Origin of the sequence: Rhizobium sp. CB3060 (assembly GCF_025200735.1) — a bacterium.
Lineage (GTDB): Bacteria > Pseudomonadota > Alphaproteobacteria > Rhizobiales > Rhizobiaceae > Rhizobium.
This window is the reverse complement of record NZ_CP104159.1, coordinates 843,585-858,243: the sequence shown is the minus strand read 5'-3', so window position 1 is coordinate 858,243 and position 14,659 is coordinate 843,585. Positions and strand designations below refer to the sequence as shown.

The window sequence follows — 14,659 nt, the reverse complement described above, 5'->3', positions numbered from 1 at the left end:
CGATCGCGCCGGGCATAGGTTCCATTCCCCGACGCAGGAAGTCGATTGCCGGCCCTCGCCTTACGGCATCAACTGGCCGCCGTTGACCTCGATGACCTGCCCGGTGATGTAGCCGGAAAGGGTCGGTGAAGCGAGGAAGAGGTAGGCGCCGACGCAATCTTCCGAGGTGCCGACAAAGCCCATCGGGATGGTCCTGCGCTGCAGTTCCATCTGCTCATCGTTGGTGTAGCGCTCATGGAAGGGCGTGGCGATGACGCCTGGTGCCACGGCATTGACGCGGATCTTATCGGCGACGAATTCCTTGGCATGGCCATGGGTGATGGTCGAAACGAAGCCCTTGGAGGCGGCATAGAGGATCGCACCGTTGCCGCCGCCGTTGCGGGCGGCAATCGAGGTAGTATTGATGATGAAACCGCCCTGTTTCTTGAGATAGGGATGGGCAGCGCGCGTTGCGGCTAGGACCGAGCGGGCGTTGAGATTCATCACGCGCTCGTAATGTTCATCGGTCATTGCGGAGGTCGGCACACGACCGAGCATGCCGCCGGCATTGTTCACCAGGCCATCGAGTCCGCCGAATGCCTTCGCTGTCTCATTGACGACGCGCTCAGTCTCGCCATCCTGCGAGACGTCGCCCTGGACCAGATGCACATGGCCGCCGCCGGCGGTGATCTCCGCTGCCAGCTTTTCGGCTGGTTCACGGCTGGCGTTAAAATGGATGCCGACCTTCATCCCCTGCTGGGCAAAAGCACGGGCAAGAGCTGCGCCGATACCGGTCGATGCACCGGTTATCAACACCCGCTTGCCGGCGAGATCAGGAATGCGGATGGAAGCGAGTAGTTGCGCAAGTTCTGCCATGACAGCTCCTCCTGAATGTCAAAAACGTAAAAGCTTAAAACAATTGGCATCGGTAATATCAGTCGGAATTGCGATCAGGCAATGCATGCGCCGCCAACAAAAAGCGGGCGGCAGGGAAACCCCCGGCCGCCCGCCGTCAAATTCCTGTGATGCCGTCAGACCCGCTCGAGCGCGATCGCGATGCCTTGGCCGACACCGATGCACATGGTCGAGAGTGAATAGCGTCCGCCGGTCTCCTTCAATTCCAGCGCCGCCGTGCCGGTGATGCGAGCGCCGGACATGCCGAGCGGATGGCCAAGCGAGATGGCGCCGCCGTTGCGATTGACGCGGGCGTCCTCGTCGGCAATGCCGAGCTCGCGCAGTACCGCAAGACCTTGCGAGGCGAAGGCTTCGTTGAGTTCGATGACGTCGAATTGCTCCTGTTTCAGGCCGAGTCGGGCCATCAGCTTGCGGGATGCCGGCACCGGGCCGATGCCCATGATGCGCGGCGGCACGCCGGCGGCAGCCCCGCCGAGGATACGGGCAATCGGCGTCAGGCCGTATTTCTTCGCCGCCGCTTCCGAAGCGATAATCAGCGCCGCCGCACCGTCGTTGACGCCGGAGGCATTACCGGCGGTCACCGTGCCGCCCTCCTTCTTGAAGGGCGTGCCAAGCTTTGCCAGCGCTTCCATCGTCGTTGCGCGCGGATGTTCGTCCTTGCCGACGACGATCGCATCGCCCTTGCGCTGCGGGATCGTTACCGGCGTGATCTCCTTGGCAAGCCGGCCATTTTCCTGTGCGGCCGCAGCCTTGGCCTGCGAGCGGACGGCGAAGGCGTCCTGGTCTTCGCGGCTGACCTTATAATCCTCCGCAACGTTCTCACCGGTTTCCGGCATCGAATCAACGCCATACTGCTTTTTCATCACGGGATTGATGAAGCGCCAGCCGATGGTGGTGTCGTAGATTTCGGCATTGCGGGAAAAGGCGCTATCGGCCTTCGGAATGACGAAGGGCGCGCGTGACATGCTCTCGACGCCGCCGGCGATCATCAGTTCCGCCTCGCCGGAGCGAATGGCGCGTGCTGCGGTGATAACGGCGTCCATGCCGGAGCCGCAAAGGCGGTTGATCGTTGTGCCCGAAACGGAAACCGGCAGGCCGGCGAGCAGCGCCACCATACGGGCAACGTTTCTGTTATCCTCGCCGGCCTGGTTGGCGCAGCCGTAGATCACGTCGTCGACCGCTTCCCAATCGACCGAACCGTTGCGCGCGATCAGCGCCTTCAGCGGCACTGCACCGAGATCGTCGGCGCGGACGGAGGAAAGCGAACCACCGAAACGGCCGATCGGCGTGCGGATATAGTCACAGATAAAGGCTTCGGTCATCAGGCTGCCTCATGTGCTTTCTTGGTGCGTGCGTTGATATCGCGCAGAACGCAGAGTTCGGTTTCGGTGGGCGCCGGCGTCTCGATCACCTCGTCGGCAAACTTGATCGCCCAGCCGCAATTCTCCGATATCTGCTCACGGGTGACACCCTTGTGGATCGACACGACGGTCAACTCCTTGGTCACCGGATCCGGCTCGAGAATGCAGAGATCGGTGATAACGCGAGTCGGGCCTTTCGTCTTCATGCCAAGCCGTTCGCGATGGTTGCCGCCTTCACCGTGGCCCATCGAGGTGATGAAGGGCAGCTTTTCGACGAAGCCACGCTTGGAAAGCGCCATGGTGATGAAGATCTGGCCGCAATTGCTGGCGATTTCCGGCGCGCCGCCGCCGCCCGGCAGGCGAACCTTCGGATGATCATAAGGGCCGACGACCGTGGTATTCAGATTGGCAAACCGGTCGATCTGCGCGCCGCCGAGAAAGCCCGTCGTAACCCGCCCGCCTTGCAACCAGTAACGGAACATCTCCGGCACCGAGACCGTGAAGAGCGCGGTATCGCAAAGCTCGCCGTCGCCGATCGAGAGCGGCAGCACATCCGGCTTGGTGCCGACGGTTCCGCTTTCATAGATAAGCGTAATGTCGGGCGCATGTGTCAGTCGAGCAACGTTGCATGCGGCCGATGGCGCGCCGATGCCGACGAAGCAGACGTCATCATTGGTGAGTGCACGCGCCGCGGCGATGGTCATCATTTCCGTGGGGGTAAAATCGGTCATCTCCGCCTCCTCACGCTGCGTTCTTTTTTGCATATTTGGCGAAATCTTCCGGCCTGGCTTCCATGACATTCTCCCTGATCCAGGCCTGGAAGCTGTCACGGTCGCGGGCGATTTCGTCCCAAGCAATGTAGAAGGCGTTCGAGCGCGCATAATAACCCTGCGCATAGGAGGGGAAGGCGCCGCCCGGCACATGCGCAACCGAGGTTACCGCCCAGGTCGGCAGCACGACGGAATTCGGCGATGGCGGGTTCAGTTCGTCGACGATCTCCTCGACCGTGACGATCGACCGTCTGGCAGCAAGCACCGCCTCCTTCTGCACGCCGACGATGCCTTCGAGCAAGACATTGCCCTTCCGGTCGGCACGCAGCGCGTGGATGATCGTGACATCCGGCCGGATCGCGGGAACGGCGGCCAGCACTTCGCCGGTGAACGGGCAAGTCACGCTTTTGATGTTCGGATTGACCTTCGGCAGGTCGGCGCCGATATAGCCGCGCAGCATGGCGAAGGGCAGGTTCGCCGCCCCCGCCTCATAGGCGTTTGCCATGGCCGCATGCGAATGTTCCTCGATCTCCAACGGCCGCGGCCACTGGTTCTCGACGGCGTCGCGGAAGCGATGCAGCGAGCCGACGCCGGGATTGCCGCCCCAGGAAAATTTCATGCCGCGCGCGGCACCGACGCCGATCAACTGGTCGTAGAGGATGTCCGGCGTCATGCGGATCAGGTAAAGATCCTTCTTCCCCTGCCGGATGACCTCGTGCCCGGCGGCATAGGGGATGAGATGGGTAAACCCTTCCATGGCGACGGTATCCCCATCCCGCACATTTTCCGCCACCGCTTCCGAAAGCGATACGATCTTCGCCATGAGGCCTCCCAAAATAGTCATGTGGTATGGGCGTCAATAAGCGCCTCCAGGTGACCGACGTCAAATATTTTGTGCGTTATTTGACTTTTGTTCATATATCGCACAAAATGCTTTTACCTGGAGGAAGACTATGCGTGAAACTGATTTCGTAAGCGGCTTTGCCAAAGGATTGAAAACAATCGAAGCCTTCGGCGAGACGCGCCAGAGACTATCGATCGCCGAGGCGTCGAAGCTAACCGGACTCGATCGCGCAACGGTGCGCCGCTCGCTGCTGACGCTCGCCGAACTTGGTTATGCCGACTATGACGGAAAATTCTTCGCGCTGACGCCGAAAATCCTGCGGCTCGGCCATGCCTATCTTTCGGCGACGCCGCTTCCGACGATCATCCAGCCCTATCTCGATCAACTTTCAGAGCGCGCCGGTCACAACGCTTCCGCTTCGGTGCTGGACGGCACAGAAATCGTCTATATCGCCCGCGCCTCACAACGCCGGGTGATGTCGATCAACCTCACACCCGGCAGCCGCCTGCCCGCCTATTGCGCCTCCATGGGCCGCGTCTTGCTCGGCGCCTTGCCGGAAAATGAGGCGCGCGCCGTGCTTGCCCGCACGGAGATCAAGGCCAATACGCCGAATACGAAAACAGATCCGGAAGTGTTGATGGCCGAGTTTCGCCAAGTACGGGCTCAGGGCTATGCCGTCATTGACCAGGAGCTGGAAATCGGCCTCTGCTCCATTGCCGTTCCCGTGGAGAACGATCGCGGCCAGACGGTTGCGGCAATCAATATCGGCGCGCCGGCGGCCTATGTTGCCGCTGCCGAGATGGCGGAGCGCTATCTGCCGCTGCTGCGGGAAACGCAGAAGATGCTGCGGCTGGTTCTGCGTTAGCCTTCACGTCCCTCGAAGCACGAGGGCGGGTGATTGGACTCCGATTTTCGATTGCCTTGCTCACATTCCGAGCCTCTGTCGTTCCTCAATGCGCCATGCGCGGGGTGTCTGGCCGGTTTGCTTGACAAAGAAGCGCGAGAAATAGGTGGGATCGGTAAAGCCCAGGCGATAGCTGATCTCCTGCACGCTGCCCAAGGTAAAGACCAATTCGCGCTTGGCCTCGTCCACCAGCTTGCGGGCGATGAGCTCATGGGCGCCATGGCCGGTTTTGGCGCGTACGATGCGGTTCAGATGTGTCGGCGAGATACCGAGCGCTTCGGCGTAAAAGGCGGCGGGTTCGTGGGAGCGGAAATGCCGCTGGATGAGGCCGTTTAGTTTTTCCATCCGTTGTTCGCCTTCGTCGGACGCACCCTGCCCTTCGCTTTCCTGCTGCGAAAGACGAGCGGTCAGTAGCAGCGCCGAGGTAAGATAGGCTTCGAGCAGGTCGTTGCGGCCGCCACGGCGATTGGCGAACTCGCCGCCGAGCCGCTTCAAGGTTCCGGCGACATAGGCCGCATCTGGATCACTCAGATTGAGCCGCGTCAGATGCGGCGCGGCCAGCCATTCGCCAAGCCGGCTGCGATCACCCGGCGCGGCCTTCAGATGCGAGATCAACACGGTGATGACCAAGCCGTCGATATCCCTGGAAAAACGGAAACCATGATTGAGGCGCGGCGGGATGGTGATGACCGCGGGCGGTATGATGGCGTGGCTCTCGCCGTCAAAGATCGCATCGCCAGAGCCGGCATCTATGCACAGGATCTGAAAGAAGCTTTCGTGGCGATGTGGTCGGATTTCCCAATGATGGAGGCTGCTGCGCGATGGGATTGTCTCGCAATGCAGCCAGAAATCCGGCCCTTTTCCCGTATTTTCGCCGTAGAGTTCATAGGTCGGCACTGGTTTCGACAAAGCTACCTCCCTCCATCATGTTCGATTTGTGCAATTAGTTGGGTGAAATGTCCATTGTTGGCGCCCTCGCCGCCGCGCAGAATTGGGAAAAAAGACGAAGCGTGGGAGGACATCATGCGCACTCAGGTCGCCATTATCGGTTCGGGTCCGTCCGGCCTGCTCTTGGGGCAGTTGCTGACGGAGGCCGGGATCGACAACGTCATCCTCGATCGCGTCGGCAAGGACCATATCCTCGGACGCGTTCGCGCCGGCGTCCTGGAAGAAGGTACGGTAGGGCTGATGGACAAGGCGAAATCCGGCGCGCGTCTGCATGCTGAGGGCTTGCCGCATAACGGCTTTTCACTTGCCTTCGACGGCCGCGATCATCGCATCGATCTCCATGATCTCACCGGAGGCAAGCGCGTCACGGTCTACGGCCAGACGGAACTCACCCGCGATTTGATGGCACATCGCGAACAGAGCGGCGCTTTAACAATCTACGAGGCCGTCAATGTTCAGCCGCATGATTTCGACGGAAGCTCACCTTATGTCACCTACGAGAAAGATGGGGTAACCCACCATATTGATTGCGATTTTATCGCTGGCTGTGATGGTTTTCATGGCGCGGGTCGCAAATCGGTTCCGGAGAAATCGATCCGCAGCTTCGAGAAAATCTATCCTTTCGGCTGGCTCGGTCTGCTCGCCGACGTTCCGCCGGTCAATCACGAGCTGATCTATGCCAATCATCCGCGCGGATTTGCGCTCTGCTCCATGCGGTCGATGACGCGCAGCCGCTATTACATACAATGTCCGCTGGATGAGAAAATCGAGAACTGGAGCGACGACCGTTTCTGGGACGAACTGCGCCACCGTCTGCCCACGCATCATGCCGAGGCGCTGATCACCGGGCCTTCATTTGAGAAATCGATCGCGCCGCTGCGTTCCTTCGTCGCCGAGCCTATGCGCTTCGGTCGCCTGTTCCTCGTCGGCGACGCGGCCCATATCGTGCCACCGACCGGGGCCAAAGGCCTGAACCTTGCGGCGAGCGATGTGCATTATCTCTTCTCGGGTCTTGCCGAACATTATCAGGATCGCTCCAATACCGGCCTGGACGCTTATTCAGCCCATGCGCTCGCTCGCGTCTGGAAGGCGGTGCGCTTCTCCTGGTGGATGACGACGGTGATGCATCGTTTTCCCGACACCAGCGATTTCGACCAGAAAATACAGGAGGCGGAACTGGATTATCTCACCCATTCCCGCGCCGCCTCGACCGTGCTGGCGGAGAATTATGTCGGCCTGCCCTATTGAGACGGCCTAGCTCTTCTTTGCCACCTCGGCCGCCGCTTCCCGTATCGTCTGCATCAGGATCGATAGCGGCATGGTGGGGATGGCGTCGGTGCGCATGGTGAGGCCGACGGGGCCTCTGGTCTCGCTGGTATCGATCGGCAGCAGGCTGAGCAGACCGTCCTCGACATCGCTGGCGACGACGCCGGTGGAGATGATCCAGATGGCGTCGCTCGATCGCACAAAGGCGCGGCCGAAGGAATCCGATACCGTCTCGATCTGGTTCGGCAGGCTGGCAACGCCGTTGGCGATCAAGAAACTCTCGACGAAGGGACGTATGATCGAGCCGCGCGTCGGCATCAAGACCGTGTATTTGCCGAGATTGGAAAACAGCGATTGTTTCACCGCCAGCAGCGGGTGCCCTGCCCGCACCACGAAGACGACCTGCTCGGAATAAAGATGCTCAAAGGAAAAGCCGGCCATCTTGTCGGGACCGGCCAGGCGGCCGACGACGAGATCGAGATCGCCGACACGGAGTTGCTCCAGCAGCACCGCGTTTTCGCCGGTGACGATCTTGATGCGGCTCCAGGTTTCCTCCTTCAGGAATAACTCCATCGCCCGCGGCATGATCCGCGTGGAGACCGTAGGCAAGGCACCGATCCGGATCGGCGGCGCTTCGCCGGAGCGCTCCTGCGAAATGGAGTCGAATCCCTGTCTGAGCGCAGTCAGCGCCGCCCCGGCATGGCGCAGGAAGACTTCGCCGTAACGGGTAATCTTGATGCCGCGCCCGTCACGCTCGAAAACCGCGACGCCCAGCGCCTCCTCCAGCTCGCGGATAGTCTTGGTCACCGCGGGCTGGCTGACATGCAGGAGTTCGGCCGCCTTGATCACGCTTTTCTGGCGCGCGACCTCGACAAAGGTCTGGAGATGGCGGAATTTGACGCGGGAGTCGATCATGGTTTTCATAACTCATAGGTTATTGAAAAGCCAAGAAATATCATTTTACCTAACCAGATTAAACCTCCAATCTCGTTGTTAGAGGAGATTTCCAGTGCAGTTCGCCCGTATCAATGATGTCACGATCCACTATCAGATCATCGGCGCTGCCGGCGATAAGCCAGTGCTTGTCTTTGCCAATTCGCTCGGCACGGATTTCCGGATCTGGCGTGATGTGATCGTTCGGCTCGCAGGCGATTTTGCCATCGTTCTCTATGACAAACGCGGCCATGGCCTGTCCGATCTTGGCCAGATGCCCTACACGATGGAGGATCACGCCACCGATCTCGCAGGGCTGCTCGATCTGCTCGCGGTGAAAGATGCCGTTATCTGCGGCCTCTCGGTCGGCGGTCTGATTGCGCAATCGCTCTATCAGCGGCGGCCGGATTTGGTGCGGGCGCTGATCCTTTGCGATACGGCACATAAGATCGGTACGGTCGAGAGTTGGAACAACCGCATCGCCAGGGTCGAGGCCGAGGGCATCGAGTCGATTGCCGACGGCGTGCTCGAACTCTGGTTCACGCCCGCTTTTCGACGTCCCGAGAACACTGCTTTCGGCGGTTATCGCAACATGCTGATCCGCCAGCCGGTGGAAGGTTATGTCGCCACTTGCGCCGCTCTTCGTGATGCCGATTTCACCGAAGCGGCGAAAAGGATTGCAGTGCCGACCATCTGCATCGTCGGCGATCAAGACGGTTCGACGCCGCCGGAACTAGTGCTGTCGACCGCCAAGCTCATTCCGAATGCGCGTTACGAAGTCATCAAGGACGCAGGGCACATCCCTTGTATCGAGCAACCCGAAGCCCTGACCGCGGTCATCCGCGCTTTCATCGATTTTGCCTTGCATGGAGAAAAAGGCCCATGAATGACCCCTCCGAGCGCTACCTTCAGGGCATGGCGACGCGGCGCGCCGTTCTTGGCGACAGCCATGTCGACCGCGCCCAGTCGGGATCGACGGATTTCGACCGGCCATTCCAGGACCTGATCACGGAGGCCGCCTGGGGGCACGTTTGGTCGCGCCCGACGCTCAGCAAGCGTGAGCGCTCGATCGTGACGATCGCACTTTTGGCAGCGCTGGGTCAGGATGAAGAGGTAGCGATGCATGTTCGCGCCACGAGCAACACCGGCGCGACGCGCGACGACGTCTGCGAAGCATTGTTGCATGTGGCGATCTATGCCGGCGTGCCGGCTGCCAATCACGCGATCAAGATCGCCAAGCAGGTTTTCGAACAGATGGACGCCGAGAAAGCGGCCTGAAACGAGGCAGACATGTCCGACAAAACCAATAGCAAACCGGAGACCGGCGCTTTTTTCGCCCGCGACCGTGCCTGGCATCCACCGGCCTTTACACCCGGCTACAAGACCTCGGTTCTGCGCTCGCCGCAGCGGGCGCTCCTCTCACTGGATGGAACGATCTCCGAAATCACCGGGCCGGTATTTGGGCATTCTATCCTCGGCGAACTGGACAACGACCTGATCCATAACTTCGCCAAGCCGGGCGAAAGCGCGATCGGGGAGCGCATTATCGTGCATGGCCGCGTGCTGGATGAGCGGGGCCGGCCGGTTCCTGGCGTTCTGGTGGAATTCTGGCAGGCCAATGCCGGTGGGCGTTATCGCCACAAGAAAGAGACCTACCTTGCCGCTATCGATCCGAATTTCGGCGGCTGCGGCCGCGCCATCACCGACGAGGAGGGCCATTATGCCTTCCGAACGGTACGGCCGGGGGCCTACCCCTGGCCGAACGGCGTTAATGACTGGCGGCCGGCGCATATTCATTTCTCAATCTTCGGTCACGGCTTTGCGCAGCGGCTGATCACGCAGATGTATTTCGAGGGTGACCCGATGATCTGGAAATGTCCGATCGTGGGCACGATCCCTGACAAGGCGGCTATCGAGCAACTGATCGCTCCGCTTGACTGGGGCAACACCATTCCGATGGATGCGCGCGCCTATAAATTCGATATCGTACTGCGTGGCCGCCGCTCGACCCTGTTCGAAAACCGGCTGGAGGGAAACTGATGGTGCAGCAAATCGGCTACCTCAAGGAGACGCCGTCGCAGACGGCCGGTCCCTATGTCCATATCGGCCTCACGCCGAACTATTGCGAGATCGGTGGTATCTACGACACCGACCTCGGCATATCCATGGTCAACGACAAGACGCTTGGAGAGCGCATCACGCTCAAGGGCCGGATTCTAGACGGTGCCGGTGTGCCGGTGAAGGATGCCGTCGTCGAGATCTGGCAGGCAGACAGTGCCGGTCTCTATAACAGCCCTGCTGAAATGCGCGGCACGGCCGATCCGAACTTCACCGGTTGGGGCCGCTGCCCGACCAGCGCCGAAGACGGCGTTTTCCGCTTCGAAACCGTGAAGCCCGGTCGCGTTCCTTATAAGGACGGACGCCGGATGGCGCCGCATATCACCCTCTGGATCGTCGCACGTGGCATCAATATCGGATTGCATACGCGCATGTATTTTCCGGATGAGGCCGAGGCCAATGCGGAGGATCCCCTGCTTGCCCGCATCGAACATCGCGACCGCGTCGCCACCCTGATCGCCCGCAAGGAAGGATCGGTCTATACGTTCGACGTGCATTTGCAGGGCGACAAGGAAACAGTTTTCCTCGATATATAGGCCATGAGTATTTCCGCCTTCGATCACCCGTTCCTCTCCGGCCTCCTCGGCGATGAGGAGGTCTCCGCTTACTTTTCGGCGGAAGCCGATATCCGGGCAATGCTTACCTTTGAGGCGGCGCTCGCGAAAGCCGAGGCGCGGCACGGTATCGTCCCGCAGGAGGCGGCGCAGCGGATTGCCGAGATCTCTACCAGTTTCCAGCTCGATATTTTCAGCCTCAAATCCGCGACGGCGACGGATGGCGTCGTCGTTCCGGATCTTATCAAGCAATTGCGCAAGGCAGTCGGCGACGAAGCCGGGCAGCATGTGCATTTCGGCGCTACCAGCCAGGATGTCATCGACAGCAGCTTGATGATCCGTCTGAAGGCGGTAGCCTTTCTGCTCGCCGGCCGTCTCTTCGCCGTTGCGGCGGCGCTTGAAAAACTCGACAAGCAGCATGGTTCGAACCGCCTGATGGGCCATACCCGGATGCAGGCCGCTATTCCGATTACTGTCTCTGACCGCCTGCGCGCCTGGCGCGATCCGCTGGACAAATATCGCGATCGGCTGACGCAGGAGACCTTTCCAATCCAATTCGGCGGCGCGGTCGGCACGCTGGACAAGCTCGGATCCAAAGCTGCGGACGTTCGAGCGTCGCTGGCACAGGAGCTTGACCTCACTGACGAGCCGCAATGGCAGAGCCAGCGGGCAAGGGTTGCTGAACTCGCCGGTCTGTTCTCGCTGATTTCGGGCAGCCTCGGCAAGATCGGCCAGGATATCGCCCTCCTTGCACAGGCCGGCGACGAAATCGAGCTCGCCGGCGGTGGCGGCTCTTCCGCCATGCCGCACAAGCAGAACCCGGTCGCCGCCGAAGTCCTCGTATCGCTTGCCCGCTTCAACGCCGTTCAGCTTTCCGGCATCCATCAATCCCTCGTGCACGAGCAGGAACGCTCGGGCGCCGCCTGGACGCTCGAATGGCTGCTATTGCCGCCGATGGCGATGGCGACGGCCGCGTCGCTGCGATTGGCGCGGGAGCTGATCAGCAACGTGAGGCGATTGGGAGCGGCTGCTTAGCTCAGGACCTCAAGGCCGTGTTTCTGCACGATCGCCAGCAGTTTCAGCGCCATACCGCTCGGCCGTTTGGTGCCGCTTTCCCATTTCTGCACGGTCGACTCGCTAGTATTGAGATAGCGCGCGAAAACCGGTTGGCTGACGTGATTTTGTTCGCGTAGCGCTTTGATATCTGCCGGCTCGAGCGCTGGCGGAACAGCAAGGCAATCCTCGTCAAAGGAGCGCAATGTTTCCTTGTCAATCGCGCCAACCTTGTAGAGGGCTTCGGCGGAAGTGTGGATCGCCTCAAAGGCATCACTTTTGTATTTACGTGTTTTTGTCATTGCCGATCTCCACAAAATGTCCGATTTCCACCAAACGCTGAAGCTGCTCTTCGGAAAGGCTGGCATATGATTTGGCGAGCTTCCGAAATTTGAGCAATTCATCGTTTTCGATGTTTGCTCGATCCTGTTTCGCGAACAGATATTCGTAGACCCAAAACGTCCAGCGTTTGCCAATATGATCGAGCGATGCATATTGTCGTTCAACCGCTTTTTGAAAACACCGCCTCCGAGATCATCGACCTTGCCTTCGGCAACTTGTTTGATCGCCTTTAGAAGCTCGGTATCCGAAATATGGGCTTTGCGCGCGGCCTTGCCGAACCAACTCGTTTTGAATACTCGGGCGATCATGGATTTATGTAGCACCTGGTCCTACCGAATTCAACAATAGCGATTTCAAAATTTCGCTTCTCGCCCTATGCTTTCCGTCATCCAGAAACATAACTCATAAATTATGAATACGAGCATTTATTTCATTTTACATCACCATTTCACATGCCAGATTGGCAGTTGAAGCGGTTCATCAAGGCAAGCTGGTCCGGGAGCAGGCTGGCTGCGGGAGGAGAAAATATGAGACGGTTCGTTCTGGCCGCGATCGCGGCTATTGCCATGGGCAGTGCGGCCTATGCAGACACGATCAAGATCGGCGTCATCGGTCCTTTTTCAGGTCCGTTCGCCCTGCAGGGTAAGAACTTCAAGGCCGGTATCGACGCCTATATGGCAATGCACGGCAATAAGGTCGGCGACAACGAGATCGAAATGATCTATCGCGATGTCCCGCAAGCCGATCCGGCACAATCGAAATCCTCGGCGCAGGAACTGGTCGTCAAGGAGCATGTGCAGTATCTCGCCGGCTTCTATTTCACGCCGGACGCCATGGCCGTGACGCCGATTCTCAAGCAAGCCAATGTGCCGATGGTGATCTTCAACGCCGCGACATCGGCGATCGTCACCAAGAGCCCGCTGGTGGTGCGTACGTCTTTCACCACCTGGCAGACCTCGACGCCGATCGCAAAGGTCGCGCATGACAGCGGCGTCAAAAAGGTCATCTCCGTCGTCAGCGATTACGGTCCGGGCATCGATGCCGAAAATGCCTTCAAGGCAGGCTTCGAGAAGGCAGGCGGCCAGGTTGTCGAGGCTGTCCGCATGCCGCTGTCGACAAATGATTTCAGCCCGATCATGCAGCGCATCAAGGATTCAGGCGCACAGGGCGTTTTTGCCTTTCTGCCCTCGGGTCCGACCACGCTCGGTTTCGTCAAGGCCTACAACGAAAACGGCCTGAAAGGCGCCGGCATCAAACTGTTTTCGCCCGGCGACCTGACGCAGGAATCCGACCTGCCGGCACTCGGCGATGCAGCGCTCGGCATGCAGACAACGTTCCACTATTCGATCTCGCACGACTCTCCGGAAAACAAGGCCTTTGTCGCTGCCGCGGGCAAGGCGATCGGCAATCCGGCCGAACTCACCTTCCCGGCCGTCGGCGCCTTCGACGGCATGTATGTCATCTACAAGATGATCGAGGCGACCGGCGGCAAGCAGGATGCCCAGAAGGCCGTCGATGCGGTGAAGGGGCTCTCCTGGGTCAGCCCTCGCGGCCCGGTCATCATCGATCCGGAGAGCCGCCATATCACGCAGAATATCTATCTGCGCGAGGTCGCCAAGACGGCTGATGGCACATACATCAACAAGGAAATCCAGACCTTCGAAAAGCAAGGCGATCCGGGCCTTGCCGCAGCGAAATAAGGTCTGCCTTCATTTCATTCTCCCGGTTGCGCAGGAGTGGGCGGATTGCGTCCGCTCCGGTGGAGAAGGATCAAGGCAGGACCAGAAAAGGTAGTCGGACCAGCATCATGCAAACCGTGCTTAGCATAGCAGTGGATGCCCTCGCCTACGGCATGGTGCTGTTCGTGATTTCCATTGGCCTCTCCATCACCATGGGGTTGATGCGCGTCGTCAATCTGGCGCACGGCGCCTTCGCCATGATCGGTGGCTACATCGCCTCCTATGCCGCGCGTGATCTTGGCATCGGCTATGCGGCTGCGGTGCTGCTTGCCGTGGTGGGCACGGTGATCATCTCCATCCCGATCGAGCGGCTGCTTTATCGGCGCATCTACGGGGCGCCGGAATTGACGCAGGTGCTGATGACCATCGGCATCACCTTCTGCATCATCGGTATCGCCAACTATGTCTTCGGTCCGACTTTGAAGACCATTCCCTTGCCGAACGAGCTGCAGGGTTCCGTCAATCTCGGCTTCCGCACCATCGGCACGCATCGTCTCTTCGCGATCGTCTGCGGGCTGATCGTCGCGTTGGCATTGTGGTACACGATCGAAAAGACCTCGTTCGGCGTAAAACTCCGCGCCTCCGTCGACAACGCTTCGATGGCGGCGGCGCTCGGCGTGCGCACGGAGATCGTTTATGCCGTCAGCTTCGCCATTGCCGTCGGGCTTGCTGCTTTCGGTGGCGTTGTCGGTGCCGAGCTGTTGCCGGTCGAGCCCTATTATGCCCTGCGTTATATGGTGACCTTCCTCGTGGTCGTTTCGGTCGGCGGGGCCGGCTCCATTTCCGGGGCGCTGCTGGCCTGCCTCGTCCTTGGCTGCATCGATACGACCGGCCGCTATCTGATGCCGGAATATGGCGAATTCTTCTTCTATCTCGCCGTGATCGCCATCGTCTGTGTCTTCCCACGCGGCCTAGCCGGAAGGGCGAAGTGAT

Annotated in this window: 16 protein-coding genes and 1 pseudogene; 9 read left to right on the top strand and 8 right to left on the bottom strand. The window is 59.9% G+C overall.

Going from position 1 to position 14,659, the window contains the following annotated elements; genetic code table 11:
* Nucleotides 1-60: 60 nt before the first annotated feature.
* The 4 genes from N2601_RS23300 to N2601_RS23285 form a co-directional block, all read right to left on the bottom strand.
* Nucleotides 61-855 (bottom strand): SDR family NAD(P)-dependent oxidoreductase, encoded by a 795-nt coding sequence (locus tag N2601_RS23300; RefSeq protein ID WP_104826701.1) that lies wholly within the window; start codon nt 853-855, stop codon nt 61-63.
* A 155-nt stretch (nt 856-1,010) separates the two neighbouring features.
* Nucleotides 1,011-2,216, bottom strand: coding sequence for a 3-oxoadipyl-CoA thiolase (gene pcaF, locus N2601_RS23295; RefSeq protein ID WP_104826700.1), 1,206 nt, complete (start codon nt 2,214-2,216; stop codon nt 1,011-1,013).
* The gene (locus N2601_RS23290) at nt 2,216-2,986 is read right to left on the bottom strand and encodes a CoA-transferase subunit beta (protein ID WP_104826699.1); all 771 of its coding nucleotides are present in this window, start codon (nt 2,984-2,986) and stop codon (nt 2,216-2,218) included. The genes pcaF and N2601_RS23290 overlap by 1 nt, the downstream gene beginning before the upstream one ends.
* 10 nt (nt 2,987-2,996) lie before the next feature.
* The gene (locus N2601_RS23285) at nt 2,997-3,848 is read right to left on the bottom strand and encodes a CoA transferase subunit A (protein WP_104826698.1); all 852 of its coding nucleotides are present in this window, start codon (nt 3,846-3,848) and stop codon (nt 2,997-2,999) included.
* A 130-nt stretch (nt 3,849-3,978) separates the two neighbouring features.
* Here N2601_RS23285 and N2601_RS23280 point away from each other — a divergent pair, with 130 nt between their 5' ends.
* Entirely contained in the window at nt 3,979-4,734 is a 756-nt protein-coding gene (locus N2601_RS23280; protein ID WP_104826697.1) for an IclR family transcriptional regulator domain-containing protein, read from the top strand.
* A 60-nt stretch (nt 4,735-4,794) separates the two neighbouring features.
* On the opposite strand, the gene N2601_RS23275 is transcribed toward N2601_RS23280, so the two are convergent.
* Complete coding sequence (locus N2601_RS23275) at nt 4,795-5,682, bottom strand: helix-turn-helix domain-containing protein (RefSeq protein ID WP_104826696.1); 888 nt, start codon at nt 5,680-5,682, stop codon at nt 4,795-4,797.
* A gap of 114 nt (nt 5,683-5,796) precedes the next feature.
* Between N2601_RS23275 and pobA the strand changes: the two genes are divergently transcribed.
* Nucleotides 5,797-6,969: a 4-hydroxybenzoate 3-monooxygenase gene (gene pobA, locus N2601_RS23270; RefSeq protein ID WP_104826695.1), complete on the top strand. Its 1,173-nt coding sequence runs from the start codon at nt 5,797-5,799 to the stop codon at nt 6,967-6,969.
* Nucleotides 6,970-6,975: 6 nt separating this feature from the next.
* On the opposite strand, the gene pcaQ is transcribed toward pobA, so the two are convergent.
* A complete protein-coding gene (pcaQ, locus tag N2601_RS23265; RefSeq protein ID WP_104827876.1) occupies nt 6,976-7,902 on the bottom strand; it encodes a pca operon transcription factor PcaQ in 927 nt (308 codons plus the stop codon).
* A 94-nt stretch (nt 7,903-7,996) separates the two neighbouring features.
* Between pcaQ and pcaD the strand changes: the two genes are divergently transcribed.
* The 5 genes from pcaD to N2601_RS23240 are packed head-to-tail and all read left to right on the top strand — an operon-like array spanning nt 7,997 to nt 11,627.
* Nucleotides 7,997-8,806 (top strand): 3-oxoadipate enol-lactonase, encoded by an 810-nt coding sequence (gene pcaD / locus N2601_RS23260; protein ID WP_104826694.1) that lies wholly within the window; start codon nt 7,997-7,999, stop codon nt 8,804-8,806.
* Complete coding sequence (pcaC, locus tag N2601_RS23255) at nt 8,803-9,198, top strand: 4-carboxymuconolactone decarboxylase (protein ID WP_104826693.1); 396 nt, start codon at nt 8,803-8,805, stop codon at nt 9,196-9,198. The genes pcaD and pcaC overlap by 4 nt, the downstream gene beginning before the upstream one ends.
* 12 nt (nt 9,199-9,210) lie before the next feature.
* Nucleotides 9,211-9,960, top strand: a complete 750-nt coding sequence (gene pcaH, locus N2601_RS23250) for a protocatechuate 3,4-dioxygenase subunit beta (RefSeq protein WP_104826692.1) — start codon at nt 9,211-9,213, stop codon at nt 9,958-9,960.
* Nucleotides 9,961-9,962: 2 nt separating this feature from the next.
* Complete coding sequence (gene pcaG / locus N2601_RS23245) at nt 9,963-10,574, top strand: protocatechuate 3,4-dioxygenase subunit alpha (RefSeq protein WP_199773659.1); 612 nt, start codon at nt 9,963-9,965, stop codon at nt 10,572-10,574.
* Nucleotides 10,575-10,577: 3 nt separating this feature from the next.
* Entirely contained in the window at nt 10,578-11,627 is a 1,050-nt protein-coding gene (locus N2601_RS23240; protein WP_104826690.1) for a 3-carboxy-cis,cis-muconate cycloisomerase, read from the top strand.
* Here N2601_RS23240 and N2601_RS23235 read toward each other — a convergent pair.
* Together N2601_RS23235 and N2601_RS34250 are read right to left on the bottom strand one after the other, a co-directional pair.
* Nucleotides 11,624-11,947 (bottom strand): helix-turn-helix domain-containing protein, encoded by a 324-nt coding sequence (locus N2601_RS23235; RefSeq protein WP_104826689.1) that lies wholly within the window; start codon nt 11,945-11,947, stop codon nt 11,624-11,626. The two genes, N2601_RS23240 and N2601_RS23235, sit on opposite strands and share 4 nt — an antisense overlap.
* A gap of 222 nt (nt 11,948-12,169) precedes the next feature.
* Nucleotides 12,170-12,295, bottom strand: a pseudogene (locus N2601_RS34250) (type II toxin-antitoxin system RelE/ParE family toxin); the annotation flags it as partial.
* A gap of 219 nt (nt 12,296-12,514) precedes the next feature.
* Here N2601_RS34250 and N2601_RS23225 point away from each other — a divergent pair.
* Both N2601_RS23225 and N2601_RS23220 read left to right on the top strand, forming a co-directional pair.
* The gene (locus N2601_RS23225) at nt 12,515-13,687 is read left to right on the top strand and encodes an ABC transporter substrate-binding protein (protein WP_104826688.1); all 1,173 of its coding nucleotides are present in this window, start codon (nt 12,515-12,517) and stop codon (nt 13,685-13,687) included.
* A gap of 107 nt (nt 13,688-13,794) precedes the next feature.
* A complete protein-coding gene (locus N2601_RS23220; RefSeq protein ID WP_104826687.1) occupies nt 13,795-14,658 on the top strand; it encodes a branched-chain amino acid ABC transporter permease in 864 nt (287 codons plus the stop codon).
* Nucleotide 14,659 lies beyond the last annotated feature (1 nt).

What these genes read in the sequence shown, in the direction of transcription:
- N2601_RS23300 (WP_104826701.1), bottom strand. Translation starts at nt 855, where the DNA reads ATGGCAGAACTTGCGCAACTACTCGCTTCCATCCGCATTCCTGATCTC.
- pcaF (WP_104826700.1), bottom strand. Translation starts at nt 2,216, where the DNA reads ATGACCGAAGCCTTTATCTGTGACTATATCCGCACGCCGATCGGCCGT.
- N2601_RS23290 (WP_104826699.1), bottom strand. Translation starts at nt 2,986, where the DNA reads ATGACCGATTTTACCCCCACGGAAATGATGACCATCGCCGCGGCGCGT.
- N2601_RS23285 (WP_104826698.1), bottom strand. Translation starts at nt 3,848, where the DNA reads ATGGCGAAGATCGTATCGCTTTCGGAAGCGGTGGCGGAAAATGTGCGG.
- N2601_RS23280 (WP_104826697.1), top strand. Translation starts at nt 3,979, where the DNA reads ATGCGTGAAACTGATTTCGTAAGCGGCTTTGCCAAAGGATTGAAAACA.
- pobA (WP_104826695.1), top strand. Translation starts at nt 5,797, where the DNA reads ATGCGCACTCAGGTCGCCATTATCGGTTCGGGTCCGTCCGGCCTGCTC.
- pcaQ (WP_104827876.1), bottom strand. Translation starts at nt 7,902, where the DNA reads ATGATCGACTCCCGCGTCAAATTCCGCCATCTCCAGACCTTTGTCGAG.
- pcaC (WP_104826693.1), top strand. Translation starts at nt 8,803, where the DNA reads ATGAATGACCCCTCCGAGCGCTACCTTCAGGGCATGGCGACGCGGCGC.
- pcaH (WP_104826692.1), top strand. Translation starts at nt 9,211, where the DNA reads ATGTCCGACAAAACCAATAGCAAACCGGAGACCGGCGCTTTTTTCGCC.
- N2601_RS23240 (WP_104826690.1), top strand. Translation starts at nt 10,578, where the DNA reads ATGAGTATTTCCGCCTTCGATCACCCGTTCCTCTCCGGCCTCCTCGGC.
- N2601_RS23235 (WP_104826689.1), bottom strand. Translation starts at nt 11,947, where the DNA reads ATGACAAAAACACGTAAATACAAAAGTGATGCCTTTGAGGCGATCCAC.
- N2601_RS23225 (WP_104826688.1), top strand. Translation starts at nt 12,515, where the DNA reads ATGAGACGGTTCGTTCTGGCCGCGATCGCGGCTATTGCCATGGGCAGT.
- N2601_RS23220 (WP_104826687.1), top strand. Translation starts at nt 13,795, where the DNA reads ATGCAAACCGTGCTTAGCATAGCAGTGGATGCCCTCGCCTACGGCATG.